Origin of the sequence: Paraburkholderia sp. BR10954 (genome assembly GCF_040965775.1) — a bacterium.
GTDB lineage: Bacteria > Pseudomonadota > Gammaproteobacteria > Burkholderiales > Burkholderiaceae > Paraburkholderia > Paraburkholderia youngii.
The window spans coordinates 12,995-37,216 of record NZ_JBFRCK010000007.1 but is presented as its reverse complement, the minus strand read 5'-3'; the positions used below and the strand labels follow the sequence as shown (position 1 = coordinate 37,216).

The window sequence follows — 24,222 nt, the reverse complement described above, 5'->3', positions numbered from 1 at the left end:
GGTCAAGCATCCTTATTGATGATCCACTCGTGCGCCGGATCGTTATGGAAGTGCCAGACCCGCTGGCTACCGGCCATCACGTTCAGATAGTACGAGTCGTAGCCGTACGGCACGATGACCGGGTGATAGCCGCGCGGCACCATCACGACGTCGTGATCCTCGACGGCCATCGATTCGTCGATATCGCGCGAGTCGGTGTAGACGCGCTGAAACGCGAAGCCTTGCGGCGGATCGAGCCGGTGGTAATAGGTTTCTTCGAGCGAGCTTTCGTGCGGAATGTTGTCGGTGTCGTGCTTGTGCGGCGGATAGCTCGACGCGTGACCGCCCGGCGTTCTCACTTCGACCACCAGCAACGACTCGGCCGATTCGGTCTGCGGAAGAATGTCGCACACGTAGCGCGTATTCAGCGACTTGCCCCGCGTCGAGCGCTTCATCGACGCCGGCTCGATCAGCCGCGCCGGATATTCGCCCTTGGCCGGCGCGCTCGCGACACCAATTTCCGCGTCGCGGTTCGCGCGCACCGTCGCGCGCACGTTCGGCGGCAGATACACCGCATACGGCGCCGCGTCTTCGAACACGCTGTCGCGCGAACCGAGCGAACTCCACGTCCTATCCGGCGTTTCGATATCGACCGCGCCGCTCAGCACGACGATGCACGTTTCGCGCGCCGGCTCGAACACGTACACGAGTTCTTTCGCGCCGACCCGGTACGCGGCGAATCCTACATAGCGCCAGCAGGCCGACTGCGGCGTGACGCGCGCGATCGTCTGGCCTTCGCGCTCTGCCTTTACCAATAAGCTCATGCTGCCTCCTTGCCGAGCGGCGCATCGACGAGCGCCCGCAAAGTTCCGTACCCCTTCTGCGCATAATCGAACGACGGCGCGACCACTGGGTCCTGCTCCGCCTCGACGACGAGCCAGCCGCAATAACCATGCCGCTTCAGCCGGTCGATCAGCGCCGGAAAATTGACCGCGCCGTCGCCGGGCACCGTGAACGCGCCGGCGATCACCGCATCGAGAAAACTCCAGTTGCGATTGCGCGCGAGCTTCATCACGGCGGGGCGCACGTCCTTGCAGTGCACGTGACAAACGCGCGCGATGTGCTTGTCGAGCACGGCCACCGGATCGCCGCCCGCGAACGTGATGTGCCCGGCGTCGAACAGCAGGCCGACCGCGTCGCTGGTGCGCGCCATCAACTGATCGACGTCGGCTGGCGTTTCTACATACGCGCCCATGTGATGATGATAGGCGAGCCGAACGCCGCGGCTCAGCGTATAGCGCGCGAATTCATCGACGCGTGCCGCGTAATCGGCCCATTGCGCGTCGCTGAAAAAGCGCGGCCGTTGATACAGCGGGCGCGGCGCGCCCTGGATCGAATCGGCGACTTCGCCATACACCATCACCGTCGCGCCGTTTTGCGCGAGCAATTCCAGATGCGGGCGGACCGCGTCGATTTCTTCCGCGACGCTGCGTTTGGCCAATTGTCCCGAGTACCAGCCGGACACGAGCGCGAGGTCGTATTGCGCGAGCAGCGTTTTCAGCGCTTGCGGCTCGCGGGGAAACTTATTGCCGAGCTCGAAGCCCTGATAGCCGATCTGGCGGCCCTCGGTCAGCGCGACTTCGAGCGGCGTCTCGCCGCCGAGCGACGGCAGGTCGTCGTTCATCCACGATAGCGGATTGATGCCGATGCGTACGTCGAAAGCAGTCATGCCGAAGTCCTCATGGTTCTCAGTCTTGATCGGCGCCCTGTGGCGGCGAAGGCGGTGCGGAGGGCGCCGCGCGCGCGGCGAGCTGCGCGTCGTACTTCGCGCGGGCGTCGCGCACTTCGGTGCGCGTCGATACTTCGGGCACCGCGACTTCCCACCACCAGCCGCCGTCTTCGGTCGTGCGAGCCGGGTCGGTGTCGATGCTGATCACGTACGTGCCCTTGGCCGCGCGTGCGCGTTGCAGCGCCACTTCGAGTTCGGCGAGATTGCGCGCATGTTCGGCTTGCGCGCCGAGCGCGCGCGCATGCGCAGCGAAGTCGATGCGCGGCACGCCTTCCGGGCCGTGCGCGCAATCGTCGAGCAGATTGTTGAACGGTGCGCCGCCGCACGCCTGTTGCAGCCGGTTGATGCAGCCGAAGCCGCGATTGTCGAGCACGACGACGATCAGCTTCTTGCCGAGCATCACCGAGCTCGCGATCTCGCTGTTCATCATCAGATAGCTGCCGTCGCCGAGAATCACGATCACCTCGCGCTCGGGCCGCGCCAGCTTCACGCCGAGGCCGCCCGCGATCTCATAGCCCATGCACGAGTAGCCATATTCGACGTGATACGCGCCGGGCCGGCCCGCGCGCCACAGTTTGTGCAGCTCGGCGGGCAGCGTGCCGGCCGCGCAGACGACGATGTCGTCGGCCGGCGAGCGCGCGCTCGAACGCTGCACCGCGCCGATCACGTCGCCCTCGTAGGGCAGCACCGCGTCGCGTTGCGGCGCATGCGTGAGCGTTTGCACGGTGTCGCGCCAACTGGCCGCGAGCTTGTGCGCGCGCGCGGTCCACGCGCGCTCGGCGTGCCAGCCTTGCAGCGGCCCGGCGAGCGCATCGAGCGCGAGCTTCACATCGGCTTCGACGACGAAGCCGCGATGCTTGAGCGCGTCGAAGCCATTCGCGTTGATCGCGATCACGTCGGCTTGCGTGAACAGCGTGTTCGAGCCGGTCGTGAAGTCCTGCAGCCGCGTGCCGAGCGCGAGCACGCAATCGGCGTCATGCGCGAGCGCATTGGCGGCGGGCGACCCGGTCACGCCGAGCGCGCCCGCATTCAGCGGATCGTTCCACGCGAGCGAGCTTTTGCCGGCCTGCGTTTCCGCGACCGGCACGCCATGCGCGCTCGCGAAGCGGTGCAGCGCATCGGCCGCGCGGCTGTACAGCACGCCGCCGCCCGCGACGATCAGCGGCCGCTTCGCGTGCCGCAAGCGCGCGCACGCGGCGTCGAGATCGTCGCTACGCGGCGCGGGTGCATGAGAACGCACGACGCGCGGCGTGAAAAAGTCCTCCGGAAAGTCCCATGCCTGCGCCTGCACGTCCTGCGGCAACGCGAGCGTGACGGGGCCGCACGACGCGGCATCGGTCAGCACGCGGATCGCGCGCGGCAGCGCGCTCAGCAATTGCGCGGGCTGCACGATGCGATCGAAGTAGCGCGATAGCGGCTTGAACGCGTCGTTCGCGGATACGCCGCCGTCGTTGAAATCCTCGAGTTGCTGCAGTACCGGATCGGGCGCACGCGACACGAAGATATCGCCGGGCAGCAGCAGCACCGGCAGACGGTTCACGTGCGCGAGCGCTGCCGCGGTCAGCAGATTGGTCGCACCGGGGCCGATCGACGTCGTCACGGCCATCATGCGGCGGCGAAAGTGCGCCTTCGCATAGGCGATCGCACTATGCGCCATCGCCTGCTCGTTGTGCGCCCGGAACGTGGGCAGCGCGTCGCGATGCTGATACAGCGCCTCGCCGATGCCCGCGACGTTGCCGTGGCCGAAGATCGCGAACACGCCGCCGAACAGCGGTTCGACGCTGGTGCCGTCTTCGCTGGCGACGCGTTGCGCGGCCAGATAGCGCACCAGCGCCTGTGCCATCGTCAGGCGAATGGTGCCGCCGGTGCGGACGGGCGCTTGCGGTGCGCCGCTGGTGGATGGAGTGTCGTTATGCATGATGCCCTCGTTCATGCGGCCTGCTCCTGATGAGCGTGATGAGTTGTGCCATGCGCCGCCGGTTCGCCGCGCGCACTGCGCCACGCGGCGATCAGCGTTTCGAACGTGTGGCGCACGCGCACGATCAGTTCGTCATCGCCGATTTCGCCGGCGAGCCACGCATGGCTCGGTTCGTGAAAGATCGTGCGGCCGACCGTGAAGCCGCGGCACGTCGCCGCTTGTGCGGCCGCACGAAAGCCTTCGCTCAACTGCTCGACCGCGGCCGACAAGCCGAGCAGCACGACGCCGCGGCAATAGGGATCTCGCTCGGCGATCAGCGCGTCGATGGCCTGCCATTGCGCGGCGTCCATCGGTTCGAGCTTCCACCACTCGGGGTAGATGCCGAGGTTGTACAGGCGCTTCAACGCGCGATACACGATGTCCGGCCCCTGCGGCAGCGACGCATGCTTCGGCGGAATCACTTCGAGCAGCAGTTCGTGGCCGCTGGCCTGGGTCGCGTCATACAGCGCGCGCAGTTGCGCCTCCTGTTCGAGCCGCTGCTCGATCGGCTCATCCGGATGAAACTGCACGAGGCATTTGACGATGTGCTCCTGCGGCCACGCGATCAGCGTGGTGCCGATCGAGCGGCCATGATCGAACACCAGCGGCACGGAGTGGGGCAGCTCGACCGGACGGCCGATCCACCAGCCGCGGCCGGTCGCGGCATTCAGCGCGTCCTGACCATAGCGGTCGTCGATCAATACGCCGATGCGTCCCTGCAGGTTCAATGCGCGCTCGGTCTGCGCGACCGCTTCGACGAACAAGCCCTTCAGTCGGGCAATCCGCGCTTCCTCGGCGCCGGTCTGCTGCGCGAGTTCGAAGAACGGGTTGCGATGATCGAATGCGAAGCCGAGCACTTCGCGCCACGCTTTGCGCGCCGGCGACACGCGATGCAGTCTTGCGAGCTTCGCATCGCGATCCGGCCGGCGCATGCGCTGCGGATCGGCCTGCGCTTCACGCAGGAAGTAATCGAGCTCGGCCGGGGTCGGCATCGCGGGGGCGCAGCCGTGGCGTGATACGACCAGCGCGCCGCTCGCATTCGCGGCGCGCGCGCAGGCCTCGAGCGGCTGATCGCGCAGCCAGCCTGAGAGAAAGCCGGAAGCGAATGCGTCGCCTGCGCCGAGCACGTTCAGCACTTCGACTTCGACGCCGCCATGAATCGGCGCAGCGTCGAGCGATGCAGGCACCTCGCCGTCGATGATCTGACAGCCGAGCGGCCCGCGCTTTAGCACCAGCGTGGCCGGCGTCACCGCGCGCACCATCGCGAGCGCATCGCGCAGGTCGGTCTTGCCGCCGGCGATGCGAAACTCTTCCTCGGTGCCGATCACCAGATCGAACAGCGGCAGAATCCGCTGCAAATGCGTGCTGACGCCTTCGCTCGCGACGAAACGCGTCTCGCCGTCGGCCTTGCCCGTGAGCCCCCACAGCACCGGGCGGTAGTCGATGTCGAGCACGGTGCGCACGTCGTTGCGGCGCGCGTATTCGAGCGCGCGGCGGCTCGTGCGATCGACCTGTGCGGTGGAAAAGTGCGTGCCGGTGATCAGCAGCGCTTTCGACGACGCAATGAACGTCTCGTCGAAATCGGCCTCGTCGACCGCCATGTCCGCGCAGTTCTCGCGGTAGAAGATCAGCGGGAACGTGTCGCGGTCCTTCAGGCCGAGCAGTACGAGCGCGGTCAGCCGTTCGTGATCGACGCGCACGTGGCTCACGTCGCAGCCTTCCTTCGCGAGCGTTTCGGTCAGGAAGCGTCCCATGTGATCGTTGCCGACGCGCGCCAGCATGGCTGCGTCAAGCCCGAGCCGAGCGCAGCCGAACGCGATGTTCGCCGACGAGCCGCCGAGATACTTCGCGAAGCTCGACACGTCTTCGAGCCGCGCGCCGACCTGCTGCGCGTACAGATCGACGGCCAGCCGGCCGAGGCACACGATGTCGCGGGCGCGCCCCGGCGCGAACCGGCTGCCCGCTGCGTTAGCGCTGGAGGTGCTGGAGTGAGCCATGAATAGTCCTGAGTAACAGTGCGCGGTGAGTGCGCGGTAGCCGGCCTGGCGAAACCCGTCGAGGCCGGTCGCACCGCGCAAATCGGTCAGATCGTCGCGCCTTCGAGTTCGCCGATCATCTTCTGCATCTCGGCGCCGCCGGCCATCATGTCGAGCACTTCGTCCTTGCTGATCGTCTGTTTGGTGAACGTGCCGAGCGAGCGGCCGCGATTGAGCAGCGTGAACGAATCGCCGATCGGATACGCGTGGTGCACGTTGTGGGTGATGAAGATCACCGAGATGCCTTTGGCACGCGCCTTATGGATCAGCTTCAGCACGTTGAAGCTCTGCTTGACGCCGAGCGCGGCCGTCGGTTCGTCGAGAATCAGCACGCGCGCGCCGAAGTGAATCGCACGCGCGATGGCGAGGCATTGACGCTCGCCGCCCGACATCGTGCCGATCGGCTGATGCGGGTCGCGCACGTTGATGCCCATTTCGGCGAGCTTGTCGCGCGCCGTGGTGGCGCAGGTTTCGAGGTCCATTACGTTCAGAAAGCCGAACAGCTTTTTCTGCGGTTCGCGGCCCATGAAGAAATTGCGCGCGACCGAGAGCAGCGGCACCAGCGCGAGATCCTGATAGACGGTTGCGATGCCGAGATCGAGCGCGTCTTTCGGCGACGTGAAATGCACTGGTTTGCCGTCCACCCGGTAGGTGCCTTTGCTCGGCTGATACACGCCCGCGAGCGTCTTGATCAGCGTCGATTTGCCGGCGCCGTTGTCGCCGAGCAGGCAATGCACTTCACCGCGTTTGAGCCGCAGCGTGATGTCGTTCAGCGCGATGATGTTGCCGAAATAACGGCTGACGTTTTCGAGCGACAGGATGATGTCGTCCGGGTTCTGTTCGGGGGTGCTCATCGTGAACCTCCGTCTAGCGCGATGCCGCGACGCGGCCGCGCACGTAGTGGTTGAACAGCACGGCGAACAGCAGCATCACGCCGAGGAACACGCGGAACCAGTCGGAATCGACGTTGGTGTACGTGATGCCGATCTGCACGACGCCGAAGATCAGCGCGCCGAAGCAGGCGCCGACCACCGAGCCGTAGCCGCCCGTCAGCAGCGTACCGCCGATCACCGCGGCGATGATCGCCTCGAACTCCGCCTGCAAACCACGGTCCGCCGCGGCCGAACCGATATCGCACACCTGCAGCACCGCATACAGCGCCGAGCAGAACGCAGTCAGTACGAACAGCGAGATCTTCACGCGACGCACCGGCACGCCGACGTTCTTGGCCGCGTTGGCATCGCCGCCGACCGCGAAAATCCAGTTGCCGAAGCGCGTCTTCGCGAGCGTGAACGCGCAGACCACGGCGAGCACGAACCACCACAGCAGCACCTTGGGAATGCCCGGCACGAGCGGCGCGCCGTTGTCGAGCATCTTCACGAGACCGAGGTGGCCGAGCCATACGAACAGACCTCGGAACGCGACGCCCTGGAAGAACGTGTGCGCGAACCAGTCCTGACGCGCGACGTCGCCGACACCGGAGATGATCGTGCGATCGGCGAACATCACCGACAGCGCGAGCGTGAGGCCGCGCAGAATGAACAGAAACGCGAGCGTGACGATGAACGACGGCAGGCGCGTGCGCATCACCAGATAGCCGTTGAGCGCGCCGAGCAACATCGAGCCGACGAACGCGAACACGATCGCAAGCCAGATCGGCCAGTGGAAGTACATGGTCGGCAGCGCGACCATCATGCCGGCAAAACCGATCATCGAGCCGATCGACAGATCGAACTCGCCGGCGATCATCAGCAGGCATGCGCCGACCGAGATCAGACCGAGATAGGCGGCGACCTGCGACCAGTTCATCACGCCGTCGAGGTTGAACATCCCCGAGTTGCCGGCGGCCAGGCCGAACACGATGAACACCATCACGGTGCCGGCGAGCGCCGCGAATTCCGGTCGGCCGAGCAGATGGCGGAACCAGGATTCCTCGCGCACGCGTTCGTCGACGGCAGCGGCTTGCGAGGCGCTCGTCGCGGCAGACTGCGCCGGGTCCTGAGGATCGGTCGGCGGTTGCTTGCGGTGATGGGGATGAAACAGGTCGGCGACACCCATTGAAGCTCTCCTTGATACGCCCGCGACCGGCGAGTCGGCGCAATGCCTTGGGCGTTTGCGAATCCGTTGGGCGGCATATCCGCTGGGCGGCATAACCGCTGGGCGGCATATCCGCTGAGCGGGCGAGTGCCGGCAAGACGCAATGCGTCCCGCCGGTCACTGCCTTTTCAACCTTGCCGCTGGCGCGGCGGCTTGATCGCGCGATGCGATGCGATGCCGCCCGTTCAGCGGTACTGACCCGCGTACTTCAGCACCTTGTCGACATTTTCTTTGGTAATGAAGCCCGGACCCGAGCCGATATTGCGCGGCCCATACGACGGTGCGAGCCCATAGGTCGCGAGACGCTCCTTGAACTTCGGATTCGCCTGCAGGACCTCGCGGATCTTCACGGGATCGGTGGTGTTGTTCTTCTTCGCGATCGCCAGCACGGCGACCGGGATATAGCCCTGCAAGTACGGTTGCTGGTCGATCGCGAACTGGATCGTGCCGTCCTGGATGCCCTTCGCGATGTCGCTATCGAAGTCGAAGGTCGCGAACCAGATCTTGCCGGCGACGCCCATCTGCTGCAGCGCCTTCAAGGTCGGGTCGGCCGACAGCGGACCGAGCGTCAGCACCGCCTGGGTATCCGGATGATTGCGCAGGAACGCGCTGACCTTCGACTGCACGCCGGTCGGGTCCTGGCCCACGTCGAGCGTCGAGGTCTTGAAGTTGGCGCCGATCGCTTCGGCGAAACCGCGGCAGCGTTCGAACGAAGCCGGGTTCGTCGCGTAGTGGTTCACGCAGAGGAACGACTTGATGCCGGCGGCCTTGGCCTTTTCGCCGGCGGCTTTGCCGGCCGCGAATTCGGGCTGGCCGACGTGCATGATCGCGCCGAGCTTCGCGCTTTGCTCCTCGGTGCCCGAATTGATGGTGACGAGCGGAATGTGTTTCTCGGTGACCTTCCCGATCGAACTTTTCAGCACGTCGAAATCGGCGATCGATACGATCACGCCGTCATAGTTGCGTGCGGCCGCCTGTTCGACGAGACGCGCCATGTCGGCGATGTCGCCGTTCGGCGGGTTGCGGTAGTCGGTCTGAACGTTGAAGTCTTCGTCGGCCTGCTTGATCGCGTTCTTGATCGTGTTCCACCACGAGTCCGAATCCGGCGCGTGGCTGACCAGCACGAAGTGAGCGTCCGCCGCGCGGGCGGCCGAGGCCGCGCCGAATCCCGTCGCCAACGTCAACGCCGTCACCAGAATCCTGAGCGTTGCCTTGCCTCTGCAAAGTCTCATTGTCTCCACCTTTCTCGGTCTGTCGTTCGTTATTGAGGGAGCGCCTGGCGGGTGGCTTGCAATTCGGATGACCCACACAACGAGGCCGAAGCGCCATCGCTCACGACCAAGAGTAGGTCATCTTCCGAAGCCTTGCAAAGAAAATTTCATGACAAATAAAAATGGAAAATACGTTCCATTTGACGGGGCGGCCGCCTATACTCGGCAACGTCGGATGCATGTTGCGGCGGGCCGCGGGCGCGTCTGTCGCATTGCAGGAAACCCCGAGAGGCAGTCATGGCGGAACAGATCACCGAAGAAGCGTTGCCGAGCGTCGACGAATTGATGCAGCGCATCGCGGATACCTACGAGTCGCTGCCGCGGCAGTTGAAGAGCGTGGCGACGTATATCGAGCAGCATCGCTCGAGCGTGATGATGGATCGCACCAGCGATATCGCCGCGAGTTGCGGCGTGCACCCGTCGGCGGTCGTGCGCTTTGCGCAGCGGTTCGGCTTTTCCGGGTTTTCCGATCTGCAGGCGGTGTTTCGTCAGGCGTATACGGGGCAGGGCGTGTCGTCGTCGAGCTATCAGCAGCGCATCCGCAAGCTGATCGACGAGAAGCCCGGCACGCTGTCGGGCGGCGCGGTCGCGCGCGAGTTCATCGCCGCGTCGCGCGGCGGCCTCGAAGAACTCGAAGCGGGTCTCGACGACAAGCAGTTCGACGCCGCCGTGAAGATGCTGCAGCAGGCCGACAACATCTACGTGATCGGCGTGCGGCGCTCGTTTCCGGTCGCGAGCTACATCGTCTATGCGTTGCAGCACACGCACAAGCGCGTGCATCTGGTGTCCGGCTTCGGCGGCATGTATCGCGAGCAGATTCGCAGCGTCAGGAAGGGCGACGTGGTGATTGCGATCAGCTTTGCGCCGTACGGCAAGGAGACGCAGTACTGTCTGCGCGTCGCGCATCATCATCAGGCGAAGACGCTCGTCATTACGGATAGCCAGCTATCGCCGCTCGCGCGCTACGCGAGCACGCAACTCTACGTGAAAGAGGGCAGCGCGTTCGCGTTTCGCTCGCTGACCAGCACGATCTGCCTGTGCCAGGCGCTCTTCATCGCGCTCGCGTACAAGCTCGAACTGAACGTTGAAGAATCCAACGACCCTGGAGGCTACGATGACTGACGCGGTAAGCACGATCGACGTCGCGGTATTCGGCGCGGGACGCATCGGCAAGATCCATGCGGCGAATCTCGCGCGGCAGCCCGGCGTGCGGCTCAAATACGTGGTCGACGTGAATCGCGAAGCGGCCGCCGCGCTCGCCGCGCAGCATGGCGCGCAGGTCGCGGATATCGACGGCGCGATCGGCGACGCTTCGATTGGCGCGACCGTGATCTGTTCGAGCACCGACACGCATGCGGACCTGATCGTCAAATCGGCCGCGCAGAACAAGCACGTGTTCTGCGAGAAGCCGGTCGATCTCACGCTGGAGCGCGCGCGGATGTGCGCGCAAGCCGTGGCGCGCGCGGGTGTGGTGTGCATGATCGGCTTTCAGCGGCGCTTCGATCCGACGTTTGCCGCATTGAAAGCGCGCCTCGACGCGGGCGAGATCGGCACACCCGAGATGCTCGTCGTCACGAGCCGCGATCCTGGCGCGCCGCCGGTCGACTACATCCGGCGCTCCGGCGGCATCTTCAAAGACATGCTGATTCACGACTTCGACGTCTGCCGCTGGATTCTCGACGACGAAGCCGACACGCTGCACGCGACCGGCAGCTGCCTCACCGACCCCGCGATCGCCGACGCGGGCGACATCGATTCGACCGCGGTGACGATCCGCACGAAGCGCGGCCGCCTGTGCCAGATCAACACCACGCGGCGCGCCGCATACGGCTACGACCAGCGCTTCGAAGTGCTCGGCAGCACCGGCATGCTGCAAGCGGGCAACATCCGGCCGACCGAAGTCACCGCGTACTCGGAAACGAAGGTATCGACCGACGTGCCCGAGGCGTTCTTTCTCGAACGCTATCGCGCGGCGTACGCGCTCGAAATCGCGCATTTCTTCGACGCGGTCACGCACGGCAAGCCGGTGCGCACGACCGTCGCCGATGGCCTCAAAGCGCTCGAACTCGCGGAAGCCGCGACGCGTTCATGGCGCGAGGGCCGCGCGGTCAAACTCGGCGAGGCCGCGTGATGAAGCCCGCCACGAAGCGCTTGCGGATCGGCGTGGTGGGCCTTGGGCGGCTTGGCAAGCGGCATGCGGAGAATCTCGCGTATCGCGTGCCGGGTGCGACGCTCGCGGCCGCGTGCAGTCCGCTCGAAGAGGAACTTGCGTGGGCGCGCGATGCGCTACCCGAGCCGCGTGTTTACGCCGATTACGCGGACCTGCTCGCCGATCCGCAGCTCGACGCGGTATGGCTCGTCACACCGTCGTCGCTGCACGCGCAGCAGATCGTCGACGCATTGCGCGCCGGCAAGCACGTGTTCTGCGAAAAGCCGCTGTCGCTCGATGTCGCCGAATGCGAGCGCGTGCTGGCCGAAGCGGCGCGCTATCCGCATCTGCAAGCGACGCTCGGCTTCATGCGCCGCTTCGATCCGAGCTACCGCGACGCGTTCGATAAAATCGCCGCCGGCCAGATCGGCCGGCCGTTCCTCGTGCGCTCGCAGACCACCGATAAAAACGACAACGACGGTTTCTTCGTGCGCTTCGCGGCCACCTCGGGCGGCATCTTTCTCGACTGCACGGTGCACGACATCGACGTCGCCCGCTGGCTGCTCGGCAAGCCGCGCGCGACGCGCGTGTTCGCGGCGGGCACGATTGCGTTGCACGAGGGCCTGCGCGAATTCGGCGACGTCGACAACGGCGTTGCGATCTGCGAATTCGAGGGCGGCAAGCTCGCGATGTTCTACGCGTCGCGCACGCAGGCGCACGGCAACGATACGCATAGCGAAGTGATCGGCACCGCGGGCGCATTGACGATCGGCCGCAATCCGCGCGCGAACCGCGTCGAGATCTATGACGCGACCGGCATCCGCAACGAATGCACGCCCAACTTTTTCGACCGCTTCGAGGACGCGTTTCTGCACGAGGCACGCGCGTTCGTCGCATCGGTGCAGAAAGGGCCGGGGAACGGTGATGCGGCACGGAGTGGCGCGACGCTCGCCGATGCGCTCGAAGCGACGCGTATCGGCGTCGCGCTGCGCGAGTCGCTGCAAAGCGGCGGGGCGGTGACGCTGTAGCGGTGTGTGCTGCCCGGCGCCGCCGCGCCGCCTGCTGTAGAATTTGACCCTCTGTCCGGCGTCGTCAGCGACGCCTCGTCCCGAAGGTCATCGTCGATGCAAATTCAGATTCACAAGGAAGTCGATGCGCGCGGGCTCATGTGCCCGCTGCCCATCCTGCGCGCCAAAAAAGCGCTCGCCGACATGGAAAGCGGCCAGATTCTCAAGGTGCTCGCCACCGATCCGGGCTCGCAGCGCGATTTCGCCGCATTCGCGAAGCAGACCGGCAACGAGATCGTCGAAAGCTCGGCGCACGACAAGGTATTTACGTTTCTGATGCGGCGCCGTTGAGCAGCATCCGGTAAAACTGTCCGTCCGATGTAAAAAAGAAGGCGCTCTCCCCATTATTCGGGGTACAGCGCCTTCTTCGTTTCAGCCTGACCTTGGCGTCAGCCTTCGAGCACCGGCGAGCGGGTACGCAGATACTCTTCGAAATCGGAGGCCACTTCCGGGTGGCGCAGCGCGAACTCGACGGTCGCCTTCAGGTAGCCGAGCTTGCTGCCGCAGTCGAAACGCGTGCCGTGATACTTGTACGCGAGCACCTGTTCATCGGCGAGCAGAGACTGGATCGCGTCCGTCAGTTGCAACTCACCGCCCGCGCCCGGTTTAATCGAGCGCAGGTGATCGAAGATGCGCGGCTTCAGCACATAGCGGCCGACCACGCCGAGGTTCGACGGCGCCACGCTCGGCTCCGGCTTTTCGACGATGCCCGACATCTTGATGATCGAATCTTCCCATTCCTTGCCATCGACGATGCCGTACGACTTCGTGTCCTGCGGGGGGATCTCTTCCACGCCGATCACCGAGCTGTGATAGTGATCGAACACCTCGATCATCTGCGTCATCACGGGCGGTGTGCCGTACAACAGGTCGTCTGCAAGAATCACGGCAAACGGGTTGTCGCCGACCAGCTTCTCCGCGCACAGCACCGCGTGGCCGAGGCCCAGCGCTTCCGCCTGGCGCACGTAGAAGCAGTCGACGTGGCTCGGCTTGATGCTACGCACGAGTTCGAGCAGCTTGTCCTTGCCGCGTGCTTCGAGTTCGGCCTCGATCTCATAGGACTTGTCGAAATGGTCTTCGATCGCGCGCTTGCTGCGGCCCGTGACGAAGATCATTTCGGTGATGCCGGCCGCCATGGCCTCTTCGACCGCGTACTGAATCAGCGGCTTGTCGACGATCGGCAACATCTCCTTCGGGCTAGCCTTCGTGGCGGGGAGGAAGCGGGTGCCAAGACCTGCTACCGGAAAAACCGCCTTCGTAACTTTTAGCATGTGAATACCCTGAGTCCTCTGGTTAAATCCTTGCCCGCCGTTGAGGACGGCGGGCGCGTCGATCAGGCCGGCAAGCGAGCCAGTTGGGCTTTCAGTTTGCCGACGGTGGCTTCGAAATCGGCCAGCCGCTTCTGCTCCTGTTCCACGACCGCCGCCGGCGCCTTCGCGACGAACGCCTGATTTTGCAGCTTACCGTTGCATTTCACGATTTCGGCGCTCAACCGCGTGATCTCCTTCGACAGGCGTTCGCGTTCGACCGCCGCATCGATTTCGACCTTCAAAACGAGCTTATCCGTTCCTACGATAGCAATTGGCGCGCCATCCGCCTGAGCATCGAGCGCGGCCTCGTCGGCGATGATCTGCACCTCGGACAGACGCGCAAGCGCCTGAGCATAAGGCGCGAAAGTACGAAGACGCTCCGCGTTGCCGGTGGCGAGCAACGGCACCTTCACCGCCGGCGACAAATTCATTTCGCCGCGCAGATTCCGGCATGCATCGATCACCGCTTTGAGGTCGCTCGCCCACTTCTCGGCGTCTTCATCGAGCTTCGAAGGCTCCGCGATGGGGTACTGCTGCACCATGATGGACGCCTCGCCCTCGGCCTTGCCTTCCGGGTAGCGTCCCGCGAGCGGCGCCACTTTCTGCCACAGCGCTTCGGTGATGAACGGGATCACCGGATGCGCGAGGCGCAGCACCGTTTCGAGCACACGCAAAAGCGTGCGACGCGTGGCACGCTGCTGGTTCGGCTGCCCCGTCTGGATCTGCACCTTGGCGAGCTCGACGTACCAGTCACAATATTCGTCCCAGACGAACTTGTATATGGCGTTGGCCACATTATCAAAACGATAGTCCGAAAAGCCCTTGGTGACTTCCGCTTCGACGCGCTGAAGTTGCGACACGATCCAGCGGTCGGCCTGCGAGAAATGCAACTGGCCTTCTGGCCCGCATTCGCCACATTGCGCCGGTTGGCCGAAACCGCAGTCATGGCCTTCGCAGTTCATCAGCACGAAGCGGGTGGCGTTCCACAGCTTGTTGCAGAAGTTGCGATAGCCTTCGCAGCGCGCAAGGTCGAAATTGACGTTGCGGCCGAGCGTGGCCATCGACGCCATCGTGAAGCGCAGCGCGTCGGTGCCGAACGCCGGAATGCCGTCCGGAAACTCCTTGCGGGTCTTCTTCTCGATCGACGCGGCCTGCTTCGGATTCATCAGGCCGGTGGTGCGTTTTGCGACGAGCGCGTCGAGGTCGATGCCATCGACGATATCGATCGGGTCGAGCGTGTTGCCCTTGCTCTTCGACATCTTCTGGCCTTCGGCGTCGCGCACGAGGCCGTGCACGTAGACCGTGTCGAACGGCACTTTGCCCGTGAAGTGCGTGGTCATCATGACCATGCGCGCGACCCAGAAGAAGATGATGTCGAAGCCGGTGACGAGCACCGACGACGGCATGAAGTGCTTCAGTTCTTCCGTTTCGTTCGGCCAGCCGAGCGACGAGAACGGCACCAGAGCCGACGAGAACCACGTGTCGAGCACGTCTTCGTCGCGCTTCAACGCGCCCGAGTAACCGGCAGCGGTGGCCTTCGCGCGCGCATCTTCTTCGGTCTTCGCGACGAACACCTCGCCGTTCTCGCCGTACCACGCCGGAATCTGATGCCCCCACCACAGCTGACGCGAGATGCACCAGTCCTGGATGTTTTCGAGCCACTGGTAGTACGTGGTGGTCCAGTTCTCCGGCACGAATTTGATCTGGCCGCGGCGGACCACGTCCAGCGCGGTTTCGGCGATCGACTTGCCGGGATTGAACGTGCCTTCGGGCGCCGGCTTGCTCATCGCGACGAACCACTGGTCGGTCAGCATCGGCTCGATCACGACGCCGGTGCGGTCGCCGCGCGGCACCATCAACTTGTGCGGCTTGACCGATTCGAGCGCGCCGAGCGCTTCGAGATCGGTGACCACCAGCTTGCGGGCTTCGAAACGGTCGAGGCCGCGGTATTTTTCGGGTGCGTTGTCGTTGATTCTCGCGTCGAGCGTGAGGATTTCGATCTGCGGCAGCTTGTGACGCAGGCCGACCTGGTAGTCGTTGAAATCGTGCGCGGGCGTGACCTTGACGACGCCGGTGCCGAATTCGCGGTCGACGTAATCGTCGGCGATGATCGGCACTTCGCGGTTCGACAGCGGCAGCGTGACGGTCTTGCCGATCAGGTGCGCGTAGCGCTCGTCTTCCGGGTGCACCATCACGGCGGTATCGCCGAGCATGGTTTCCGGACGGGTGGTGGCGACGGTCAGATGGCCCGAGCCGTCGGTCAACGGATAGTGGATGTGCCACAGGTGGCCGTTTTCTTCCTCGCTGACCACTTCGAGGTCGGATACGGCGGTGAGCAGCACGGGGTCCCAGTTCACGAGGCGCTTGCCGCGATAGATCAGGCCCTGTTCATACAGACGCACGAACACGTCGCGCACGGCGGCCGACATCTTGTCGTCCATCGTGAAGTATTCGCGCGACCAGTCGATCGACGCACCGAGACGACGCACCTGATTGGTGATGGTCGAGCCGGACTGCTGCTTCCACTCCCACACGCGTTCGACGAATTTTTCACGGCCGAGGTCGTGGCGCGACACGCCTTGTGCGTCGAGCTGACGTTCGACGACGATCTGCGTGGCGATGCCCGCGTGGTCGGTACCCGGCACCCACAGCGTGTTTTCGCCGAGCATGCGGTGATAGCGGGTGAGACCGTCCATGATGGTCTGGTTGAACGCGTGGCCCATGTGCAGCGTGCCCGTGACGTTCGGCGGCGGCAGCTGGATCGAGAAATCCTTGCGGTTCGCGTCGAAGGAGGGCGCGGCGTAGGCGCGCTTTTCCCATTCAGGGCCCCAGTGGGCTTCGATGGTGTGGGGTTCGAAGCTTTTTGCAAGCGTCGAGGTCGGGTCGCTCGGGGTGTCGCTCATGTTTCTGGTTTAAAGGCTGGATTTTGGAGGCGGAGAATGGTTGATTATAGCTGGCGAGCACTTTTTGCCTGCCGGCGGGTTGGTTTGTCGTTGTTCTGGCTTTTTTGGCCTTTCCTTGCTGGCTTGTCGGTCTATTGGCGTTGCCCCTGTGCGGGGCATTTGCATGCATCGTATAGCTGGTCTATAACAGCGCATATCGTTATAAATCAATGACTTAACCATGTATAGCAACGCGATGCAGCGTAGTTCAGCGTATCGCGTTTTCCCCACGGATTCCCCACGACGACCGTCGTGGGGCGACATCTTGACAGGGGTACACCAGATGAAAAGGACCAACCTCACCCGCGAACTGCTCGACTCGATCCGCAAGGCGGGACCGGGCGGCAGGCACCGCGAGATAGCCGACCTTCAGAAGGGGTTCGGCGTACGGATCACGCCGAACGGCGCAATCAGCTTCTACTACCGCTACACCGGCGCAAACGGCAAGCACCGGCGCTACACGATCGGCGCCTATCCGGGCATGACGGTCTCCGATGCCCGCCGGCGCGCGCTGGAACTGACGCAGGAAGTCGAACATTCAAGCGATTCAGCTACCGAGCTGCTGCGCAAGCGCGAACGCGCGCACCGCACCGAACAGGCCGCGAAGATCGTCCCGACGATCGGCGAATTCATCGACGACCATTATGCCAGGCGACTGCGTGCGACCGTCAGGACCGCAGAGCGGACCATCGTCGAGTTGCGCAAGCTCGGCGAAACCTTTCCCGGCGTGATGAACCGGATCAGCGTCGGGCAGATTCTCGACTGGGTCTATGTGGAACTGGAGCGGGAGGTCGGCGAGGATCGCACCATCCGCCCGGCTACCGTCAGGCGCAGGCTGACCGCTTTGCGCGGCCTGTTCACGCACGCCGTCAGGCTGGAGTTCATCGGGGCGAACCCGGTTGCCCAGGTGATGAACGACCACCCGGCGCTGTTCGATGAAGGCGAAGGCCGCGACCAGTGGCTGCGTGCCGATATGGAAGTCCGCCTGCGCGCGGCGCTCGATGCGCGTGAGGCGCGGATGCGCGCAAGTCACCCACAGATCGACGCGGACCCGCGCTACGACGTGGTGTATGGTCCCGATGCGGTCTATATGGACCACGTCAAGCCTGCGGTGCTGGTCGCGCTCGGCACCGGCCTGCGTCGCGCCGAACAGATGCAGCTTCAGTGGCCCGACATCGACTTCGACAACGAGCGCATCCGGGTCCGCAAGGCGACCAGCAAGGGCGACCGCACGCGCTACGTGCCGATGTGCGATGAGGTCATCGAGGCACTGAAGGCCTGGAAGGCGCAGACCTGCTGCGGGCCCGTGCAGCCGATCCTGGTCTTCGGTAACGCGCTCGGCGAGGTGCGCCGCGAGGTCAGGCCGTACCGGCATGTGCTTGCCGAGGCGAAGATAGACGGTTTCACCTGGCACGATCTGCGGCACAGCTTCGCAACCCGACTCGCGCAGCACGGCGTGCCGATCGAGCGCATCAGCAAATGGCTGGGACACAGGAACATCCAGCAGACGATGCGCTACGCGCACCATTGCCCGGACCAGCAGCGCGACCACATCCGCGCGCTGGATCGCGCGAGTGCTGCGGCGGCGCTCGCCGCGCAGGCTGCCGCGTAAGCAGATAGCACGAATTTTCCTCAAACCGGCCCCTGCAATGCAGGGGCGTTCTTTTCCCCAAGATTCTGATTGACACGGAATGCATCGGGTTGAGTTCGCCTGATGCGTCCATGTTCCAGTGGGATCACGCGACAAACAGGAAGGACGTTCCTGGCGCGCTCAGGCGCGTTGCACGCCTGACGGCTACTCTACGCGCATCGACACGGCCATACGTCGCAGGAGCGCTCTCATGTCCACCTCGATTCGCACCACTGCCCGCCCGCCAGAACTCGATGCAATGTCGATTCCCGAGTTCTGTTCGCGTTACTTGATCAGCGAAACCTTCTATCGTGTCCTGCGCCGCAAGGGCCTGGGGCCGCGCGAACTGCGGCTGTCGCGCCGTCGCGTGCTGATTACCGTCCGGTCGGCCCGCGAGTGGGAAAACTTGTTTGAAGAGCGCAAAGCTGCCGCCGATGCGGCGCAGGCTCACGAGACGAGCGCCTAGCGGGCTTGCGCGAACCTGCCGCCAGGGTAGGTCGCAGCTGATCTGCTCGCCCGCCTCGTCGCGAACCCGGCCTGACTGACGGCGGATGCAGCCTCGAAGTATCATTCCAGATCATCGCGTAACCGCGCTCCTACCGGATTGCGGTCGTGCATGCGAGCGGCCCCGATCAGCCGAATCTGGTCGACCCATGGTCGCCGGGTTTTTCCGTTTCGCTGCGATCTGGCTACGCCGATGCGTACTGATGCGGTATGACAGGTTGCCCTGTCCGTCATGACCGCGAGGCACACAGGGCCATGCCGCGGATCAGCCGATGAACAGGTTCAAGAAATGGTACTCAGTGAGCGAGGCCGCCGCATTGCTGCGTCAGGTCTTCGAAGAAGCGGTCACTGAGCGGGATGTGCTGGAACGGGTCAACACGGGCGAGCTGGGCGCATGGCTTGATGCCACTGGCTGCTATGCGGTGGAGGTCGCCTACGTGTGCTTCTACTATCCGGACCCAACGCGCAATCCGCTCTTTCCGTGTGTGCAAAACCCTCAGGTCGAACAGCTCGAGGCGATGCGATGCGGAGACGAGGGGCTGCTTGAGGTCAACGACACTGTCGAAGTGCTGACCGGCCACTACCGGCTCGCAAAGCTGACAAGGGACGACATTCTGTACTTTCCCGGTCCGGAGAAAGCGTCGATCCATTTTGCTCATGGCTTTCTTGTCCATGCGGACGACGGCGAAACGATCCTCAAGATCGTGCGGCGGCTCCCGGGCGCCAGTCCCGATTCCTGGAACGCTTGCGATTTTTTCGCGGATATTGAGACACCCGCGCCGAGCGCGGATTTGCGGATTGCCGCTGAAGACCTTCACGCGATCATCAGATCGCCTCAACCCGCTGATCAGACAGGGACGCGTGAGCGGGAGACGCTGCTCAGGCAACTCGGCGCGCTCGCCTTGCTCCTGTCGGCAAGAGCCAGTCTCTACAGGCGCGGCGACAGGCCGAACGCCAGACAGGTCGCTGCCGCCGTTGCCGACATGGCCGACGCGCTGCCCGACGCCGACAGACATGGGCTAAGTTCCGCCAATATCCGCAAGAACATCAGCGAGGGCGTGTCGCTGCTCGAACGCGGGGAAACTGGCTAGCTGGCAACGGGGTTGGCTAGCTGGCCATTCACAACGGAATCCAGCAATACTATTTGTATCGCCCAGTGCTTTTTCAAGTAAGTGCGGCGCGATACCTGTCAGGGTCGATCGTATCGCGCCGTTCGGGAGCGATACACCATGCCAGAAGCCACTTTCCGCGACGTGCTGCGAAACTTTGATGCCTTGCCCGATGCCGCCTGGGTCGACGTCAATGTGGTGGCCGCGCTTTACGGCTGTTCGGTCCCGACCGCCTGGCGGCGTTCGAGGCTCGGCGCGATTCCCAGACCCCGCAAGTTCTACGGCTCGACGCGCTGGCACGTCGGGACACTCAGGATTGCCCTGTCGCCTGTGATTGCCTCAGACGCATGTGCCGGAAGTGATCGCCATGCCGCAAGCGCACCCGTTCCGCCGCAGGGAGGCTGATCATGATCCGTCATCCCTGTCAGGAGATGAGCGTGCGAGTCACCGCTGGCCAGTATGCGGGCGCTGTCGGCAAGATCGTTCGCCTGTTGCCCAACTATGGCAAACATGGTTTCGCGGAAGTCGAGATGAAGTTTCACGACTCGCGAAAGACGTTCACGGATCTGCTGCCGTGCCAGTACCTGTCCTATCCCGGCGATCACGGTGTGGACCCGGCAGGAGGCATGGGATGAACGTCGCAAATGAAAGCGCCCGGGTGGCACCGGGCGCGGATACTGCATCGGATGGAAAGCCGAACGCACCGGACGGCGCGTGTCCACAGAATATGTCGCGGGGCGCAAGGCTGCAAGCACTCTCTGCGCTTGAAGCTGAAGCGGTCCGGCTTGACGCTGCAGCCGCTCATTTTCTCGGCAATGGCCGTGTAACACGTGCCATTGACAGGCGTGCGAAGGATGCACGGATCGCGGCGCCGTTCGACTCGATGCCCCCGCATCTGGCTGGCGAAATCGCCGCGTCAGTTGACCTGAACGAGGACGCCCTTGCTGTTGTCTTTGCGAGTGCCTATGAGAACCGCCTGCTCTATGACGTCCGGCACGGGGCATGGTACTCATGGGAGGACACGCACTGGCGGCAGGACGAGGGGGCGCGCGTGACACGGCAGATGATTCGCAGGCAACTGCGCAAACTCTGCCGTAACGCACCGCCGCGCTGGCTGTCTGTGCGCGTGGTGGATGCGATAGAGAAGCTGGCCCGCACTGATCCGCGCCTGTGTCCCACTGGACCATTCGACTGTAATCCGTGGATCATAGGTACGCCTGCGGGGGTGGTCGATCTGCGCGATGGCACGAAGAGGAAGGCACAACCGGGCGACATGATCAGCCGGCTTGTCGCGACGGTTCCGGCATTCGACACAACCCGTCCGCACTGGCTCGCCTTTCTCGATGTCTGCACGCAGGGCGACACGGATATGGTGGCGTTCCTGCAACTGCTCTGTGGATATGCGCTTACCGGCTCGTCGCAGCATGAACTGGTGTTCATGCTGTATGGACCTGGCGCGAACGGCAAGTCAACGTTTCTACGCGTTCTGCGTGAAGTCCTGGGTGATTACTTCATCGCGCTGCCCGTTGAGACCTTTCTGCAGTCGACGAGCGACCAGCATCCGGCCGGACTGGCGCGGCTGGAGGGCGCACGGCTTGCCGCATGCTCTGAACTGCCGGATAACCGCGCGTGGAACTCTCAACGCGTGAAGGACATCGCGTCCGGCGAACGTATCGCCGCGCGGTACATGCATCAGAATTTTTTCGAATTCCGTCCGGTATGCAAGCTGCTGTTTGTGGGCAACCACAAGCCGCGCCTGCGGCAGGTCGATGAAGCCGAGCGGCGGCGGTTCCGGCTTATTCCCTTCGTGCATTGCGTGCCTGAGCACGCGCGCGACGTGGAGCTTGAGGGAAAGCTCCGAGCCGAATATCCGGCGATCTGCGCGTGGATGATCGAAGGCGCAATACGGCTTCATGCGCACGGATTCGGCGTGATGCCGGGCGCGGTCATGGAAGCGAGCAACGATTACTTCGCGGAATCCGACACGGTGGCCGCGTGGGCCGTAGAACGGCTGGTGCCCGATGCGGCGCTGTCGGCACAGTCCAGTGAACTTTACGCGGACTATCGCCGCTGGTTCGAGGACAACGGGCAGGACGGACGCCCTGTGTCACAGAGCGACTTCAAGGCCCGGCTGACCCTCGGATATGGAGCGCGTTACGAGCATACACGGAGCGGACGTTTCTATCGCGGTGTCGGGCTGCGACGTCATGCAGCCAGGATACATGACTGAAGCCGTGACACCGATGCCACCGGTGACGGCTTTTTCCATATATCAGCGCTACGCGCGCGCGTAAGGAAAATATATAGAAAAGGGTGTCACCGGCGGCATGGGTGTCACACGAACAAAGGGATTTTTTGACTGCAAGGTATGCATGCCTTGAACCGTTATCTGACTCATCGAGCGAAGCGCTCTGCCAGTAAGACCGGTCTGAGTATCACTTCGTTATCCCTGGCATCTGCCGTAAACTGGAACTGCGATCCACAAGGAGAGCGCACCATGAGCACTATCACCGATAGCAGCAACATCCCCGCGACGCCGGAGAGCGGCAACCTCGAATCATTCAGCCAGCTGCGTGTCCTGGTGGAGCGCAAGGCGCGCATGGTTGAGGCAATTGATGCGTTGCCGGGGCAGGTCAAGGAAGCGCGCGACGCGGCCGTTGCTGCTCGCCAGGCGGTCACAGTCGCCGACGTGGCATTTATCGGTCGTGCCGACAAACCGTCGCCCGACGAAGAGCAGCAGCACGCGACATCCAGCGCTGAACTGACGCGTCGCGCGCTGGAGTGCGACGAGGAAGCGAGACGTCTCGAAGCGCGGCTTGCTGCGCTCGAACCTTCGATCGGTGAACTGGACGATCAGATTGAAGCGACGATGCAGACGGTTCGCCATGATGCCGACCGTGTTGCAACACTTCTGGCGGATGCGTGCGAGCGGGAGATCGATCAGGCAGTTACCTTGCTGCGACCAGTTCTGGCGCGGATTTCCGCAATCGCGGAAGTCAGCCAGTCTTGCGGGATCGGCTATATCCCCGCCACTGCATACATTGCCACCGCGGGTCACGTTCCCCGATATGTCGGCGCCGGCGAGTATGACCGCGCACCTAACCGGATTCGACTGGACGACGCAACGATGATGGCCGCGCGCGCGGAAGTCGCCCCGACCGTAAAGGGGATACGTGACGCTCTCGCGCTGGCGGCAACACACAAGCGCTACGTGCCGGTCAGCGAGCGGCCCAAGCCCTATGTCCGCAAAGGTGTGGATGTGTATGAAAGCCGGCCGCTGGATGCTTCCGAACGGTACTACCGATAAAGATATGGACACGTCCCGTCCGCACCTGGCGACGCGGCTGTTTAACACGCCGCTCGCGATTACGCCCGACCGGATCGCCGCTATCGCCGCGATGCTTCGCGACGGGCGTTCCGGCAGCGCGGTGCTGGCATATGACAGCACAACCGCGGCAGGTCAGAACGTCGCCGCTAACCGGCCGTATCAGGTCGAGGCGGGCATCGCGATCATTCCTGTGGCTGGCACGCTGATCCAGCGTTCCGGCTCGCTGGTGCCGTTTCTGGACGGCTGCATGGGTGTCGTGAGCGGCTATGACGGCATCCGCGCCAACCTGAGCCTGGCGTTCAGTGATCCGGCCGTGCGCGCCATCGTGCTCGATGTCGACAGTCGCGGCGGTGAAATAGCGGGAATGCTGGACCTCTCGGACGCGATCTACGCGTCGCGAGGTATCAAGCCCCTGTGGGCGATCCTGACTGAATGCGCGTATTCGGCGGCCTACGGGCTCGCCTCGGCCTGTGACCGCGTGATTGTGCCGCGCACAGGCGGGACCGGTAGCGTCGGTGTGATCGTCGCCCACACGGATTTCTCGAAAGCGCTCGACCGGGCCGGCGTTGCAGTGACACTGATCACATCCGGCGCGCGTAAGGCTGACGGCAGTGAATTCAAGCCACTGTCGCGCGAGGCATACCTGCGCATCAAGGCCGACATTGACACGCTTGGCGAACTGTTCATCCGAACCGTTGCCCGCAATCGTGGTCTGGCTGTGTCGAAGGTACGAGCGACGCAAGGTGCAACGTATCTCGGCGGCTCGGGGCTGACGGTCGGCTTTGCTGATGCTGTCATGTCGCCGGATGCAGCGTTTGCGCGTCTGCTCGGCAGGCTCGACAGGCCCATCGATCAACCAGCCCAGCGAGGGACACCAACAGGACGTTCGGCGCGTCGTGCATCCGGGAAGTCGTGGTCACGGACGGCATACCAGGCCGAAATTGCTCGCGCATTCCGTTGAGGCGCCCCGTGTCCCCGCCCATATCCAGTATTTCCTGTCCGGCCTGAAATCGGGCGGAGGTAGTTGATCTGGCGAATGTGAACCGCGTTTTCG

21 protein-coding genes are annotated in these 24,222 nt (G+C 63.9%); 12 read left to right on the top strand and 9 right to left on the bottom strand.

Annotated elements, in window-relative coordinates; genetic code table 11:
* Positions 1 to 2 precede the first annotated feature (2 nt).
* The 7 genes from iolB to AB4Y34_RS12775 all read right to left on the bottom strand — a co-directional run bounded on the left by iolB (position 3) and on the right by AB4Y34_RS12775 (position 9,090).
* The gene (iolB, locus tag AB4Y34_RS12805; RefSeq protein ID WP_368716223.1) at positions 3 to 803 is read right to left on the bottom strand and encodes a 5-deoxy-glucuronate isomerase; all 801 of its coding nucleotides are present in this window, start codon (positions 801 to 803) and stop codon (positions 3 to 5) included.
* Positions 800 to 1,708, bottom strand: a complete 909-nt coding sequence (gene iolE / locus AB4Y34_RS12800; protein ID WP_176380405.1) for a myo-inosose-2 dehydratase — start codon at positions 1,706 to 1,708, stop codon at positions 800 to 802. The genes iolB and iolE overlap by 4 nt, the downstream gene beginning before the upstream one ends.
* A gap of 19 nt (positions 1,709 to 1,727) precedes the next feature.
* A complete protein-coding gene (gene iolD, locus AB4Y34_RS12795) occupies positions 1,728 to 3,701 on the bottom strand; it encodes a 3D-(3,5/4)-trihydroxycyclohexane-1,2-dione acylhydrolase (decyclizing) (RefSeq protein ID WP_368716222.1) in 1,974 nt (657 codons plus the stop codon).
* Positions 3,698 to 5,722 carry a 5-dehydro-2-deoxygluconokinase gene (iolC, locus tag AB4Y34_RS12790; RefSeq protein ID WP_368716221.1) on the bottom strand — a complete coding sequence of 675 codons (2,025 nt, stop codon included), beginning with the start codon at positions 5,720 to 5,722 and terminating at the stop codon, positions 3,698 to 3,700. The genes iolD and iolC overlap by 4 nt, the downstream gene beginning before the upstream one ends.
* Positions 5,723 to 5,808: 86 nt before the next feature.
* On the bottom strand, positions 5,809 to 6,615 hold the full coding sequence (locus AB4Y34_RS12785; RefSeq protein ID WP_176108003.1) for an ATP-binding cassette domain-containing protein: 807 nt from the start codon (positions 6,613 to 6,615) through the stop codon (positions 5,809 to 5,811).
* Between the two features lie 13 nt (positions 6,616 to 6,628).
* Positions 6,629 to 7,819, bottom strand: a complete 1,191-nt coding sequence (locus AB4Y34_RS12780; RefSeq protein WP_176380408.1) for an ABC transporter permease — start codon at positions 7,817 to 7,819, stop codon at positions 6,629 to 6,631.
* A 224-nt stretch (positions 7,820 to 8,043) separates the two neighbouring features.
* Positions 8,044 to 9,090, bottom strand: coding sequence for a sugar ABC transporter substrate-binding protein (locus tag AB4Y34_RS12775; protein ID WP_176123999.1), 1,047 nt, complete (start codon positions 9,088 to 9,090; stop codon positions 8,044 to 8,046).
* A 276-nt stretch (positions 9,091 to 9,366) separates the two neighbouring features.
* On the opposite strand from AB4Y34_RS12775, the gene AB4Y34_RS12770 reads away from it, so the two are divergent.
* From AB4Y34_RS12770 to AB4Y34_RS12755, 4 genes are all read left to right on the top strand, one after another.
* Entirely contained in the window at positions 9,367 to 10,251 is an 885-nt protein-coding gene (locus AB4Y34_RS12770; RefSeq protein WP_176124000.1) for a MurR/RpiR family transcriptional regulator, read from the top strand.
* Complete coding sequence (gene iolG / locus AB4Y34_RS12765) at positions 10,244 to 11,260, top strand: inositol 2-dehydrogenase (RefSeq protein WP_176380409.1); 1,017 nt, start codon at positions 10,244 to 10,246, stop codon at positions 11,258 to 11,260. The genes AB4Y34_RS12770 and iolG overlap by 8 nt, the downstream gene beginning before the upstream one ends.
* Positions 11,260 to 12,306: a Gfo/Idh/MocA family oxidoreductase gene (locus tag AB4Y34_RS12760; RefSeq protein WP_368716220.1), complete on the top strand. Its 1,047-nt coding sequence runs from the start codon at positions 11,260 to 11,262 to the stop codon at positions 12,304 to 12,306. The genes iolG and AB4Y34_RS12760 overlap by 1 nt, the downstream gene beginning before the upstream one ends.
* Positions 12,307 to 12,408: 102 nt before the next feature.
* Positions 12,409 to 12,636, top strand: a complete 228-nt coding sequence (locus AB4Y34_RS12755) for a sulfurtransferase TusA family protein (RefSeq protein ID WP_026225937.1) — start codon at positions 12,409 to 12,411, stop codon at positions 12,634 to 12,636.
* A 98-nt stretch (positions 12,637 to 12,734) separates the two neighbouring features.
* Here AB4Y34_RS12755 and galU read toward each other — a convergent pair whose 3' ends face one another.
* A complete protein-coding gene (gene galU, locus AB4Y34_RS12750; protein ID WP_013089956.1) occupies positions 12,735 to 13,616 on the bottom strand; it encodes a UTP--glucose-1-phosphate uridylyltransferase GalU in 882 nt (293 codons plus the stop codon).
* Between the two features lie 62 nt (positions 13,617 to 13,678).
* Positions 13,679 to 16,558 carry a valine--tRNA ligase gene (locus AB4Y34_RS12745; RefSeq protein ID WP_368716219.1) on the bottom strand — a complete coding sequence of 960 codons (2,880 nt, stop codon included), beginning with the start codon at positions 16,556 to 16,558 and terminating at the stop codon, positions 13,679 to 13,681.
* Between the two features lie 322 nt (positions 16,559 to 16,880).
* Between AB4Y34_RS12745 and AB4Y34_RS12740 the strand changes: the two genes are divergently transcribed.
* The 8 genes from AB4Y34_RS12740 (at position 16,881) to AB4Y34_RS12705 (ending at position 24,129) form a co-directional block, all read left to right on the top strand.
* Complete coding sequence (locus tag AB4Y34_RS12740; RefSeq protein WP_368716218.1) at positions 16,881 to 18,209, top strand: tyrosine-type recombinase/integrase; 1,329 nt, start codon at positions 16,881 to 16,883, stop codon at positions 18,207 to 18,209.
* 229 nt (positions 18,210 to 18,438) lie between these two features.
* On the top strand, positions 18,439 to 18,693 hold the full coding sequence (locus AB4Y34_RS12735) for a hypothetical protein (RefSeq protein WP_368716217.1): 255 nt from the start codon (positions 18,439 to 18,441) through the stop codon (positions 18,691 to 18,693).
* 310 nt (positions 18,694 to 19,003) lie between these two features.
* Positions 19,004 to 19,822, top strand: coding sequence for a hypothetical protein (locus tag AB4Y34_RS12730; protein ID WP_368716216.1), 819 nt, complete (start codon positions 19,004 to 19,006; stop codon positions 19,820 to 19,822).
* A 138-nt stretch (positions 19,823 to 19,960) separates the two neighbouring features.
* Entirely contained in the window at positions 19,961 to 20,245 is a 285-nt protein-coding gene (locus AB4Y34_RS12725; RefSeq protein ID WP_368716215.1) for a helix-turn-helix transcriptional regulator, read from the top strand.
* 2 nt (positions 20,246 to 20,247) lie between these two features.
* Entirely contained in the window at positions 20,248 to 20,475 is a 228-nt protein-coding gene (locus AB4Y34_RS12720; RefSeq protein ID WP_368716214.1) for a hypothetical protein, read from the top strand.
* Positions 20,472 to 22,070 (top strand): phage/plasmid primase, P4 family, encoded by a 1,599-nt coding sequence (locus tag AB4Y34_RS12715; RefSeq protein ID WP_368716213.1) that lies wholly within the window; start codon positions 20,472 to 20,474, stop codon positions 22,068 to 22,070. The genes AB4Y34_RS12720 and AB4Y34_RS12715 overlap by 4 nt, the downstream gene beginning before the upstream one ends.
* A gap of 267 nt (positions 22,071 to 22,337) precedes the next feature.
* Positions 22,338 to 23,147: a hypothetical protein gene (locus tag AB4Y34_RS12710; RefSeq protein ID WP_368716212.1), complete on the top strand. Its 810-nt coding sequence runs from the start codon at positions 22,338 to 22,340 to the stop codon at positions 23,145 to 23,147.
* Positions 23,104 to 24,129: a S49 family peptidase gene (locus AB4Y34_RS12705; protein WP_368716211.1), complete on the top strand. Its 1,026-nt coding sequence runs from the start codon at positions 23,104 to 23,106 to the stop codon at positions 24,127 to 24,129. The genes AB4Y34_RS12710 and AB4Y34_RS12705 overlap by 44 nt, the downstream gene beginning before the upstream one ends.
* Positions 24,130 to 24,222 lie beyond the last annotated feature (93 nt).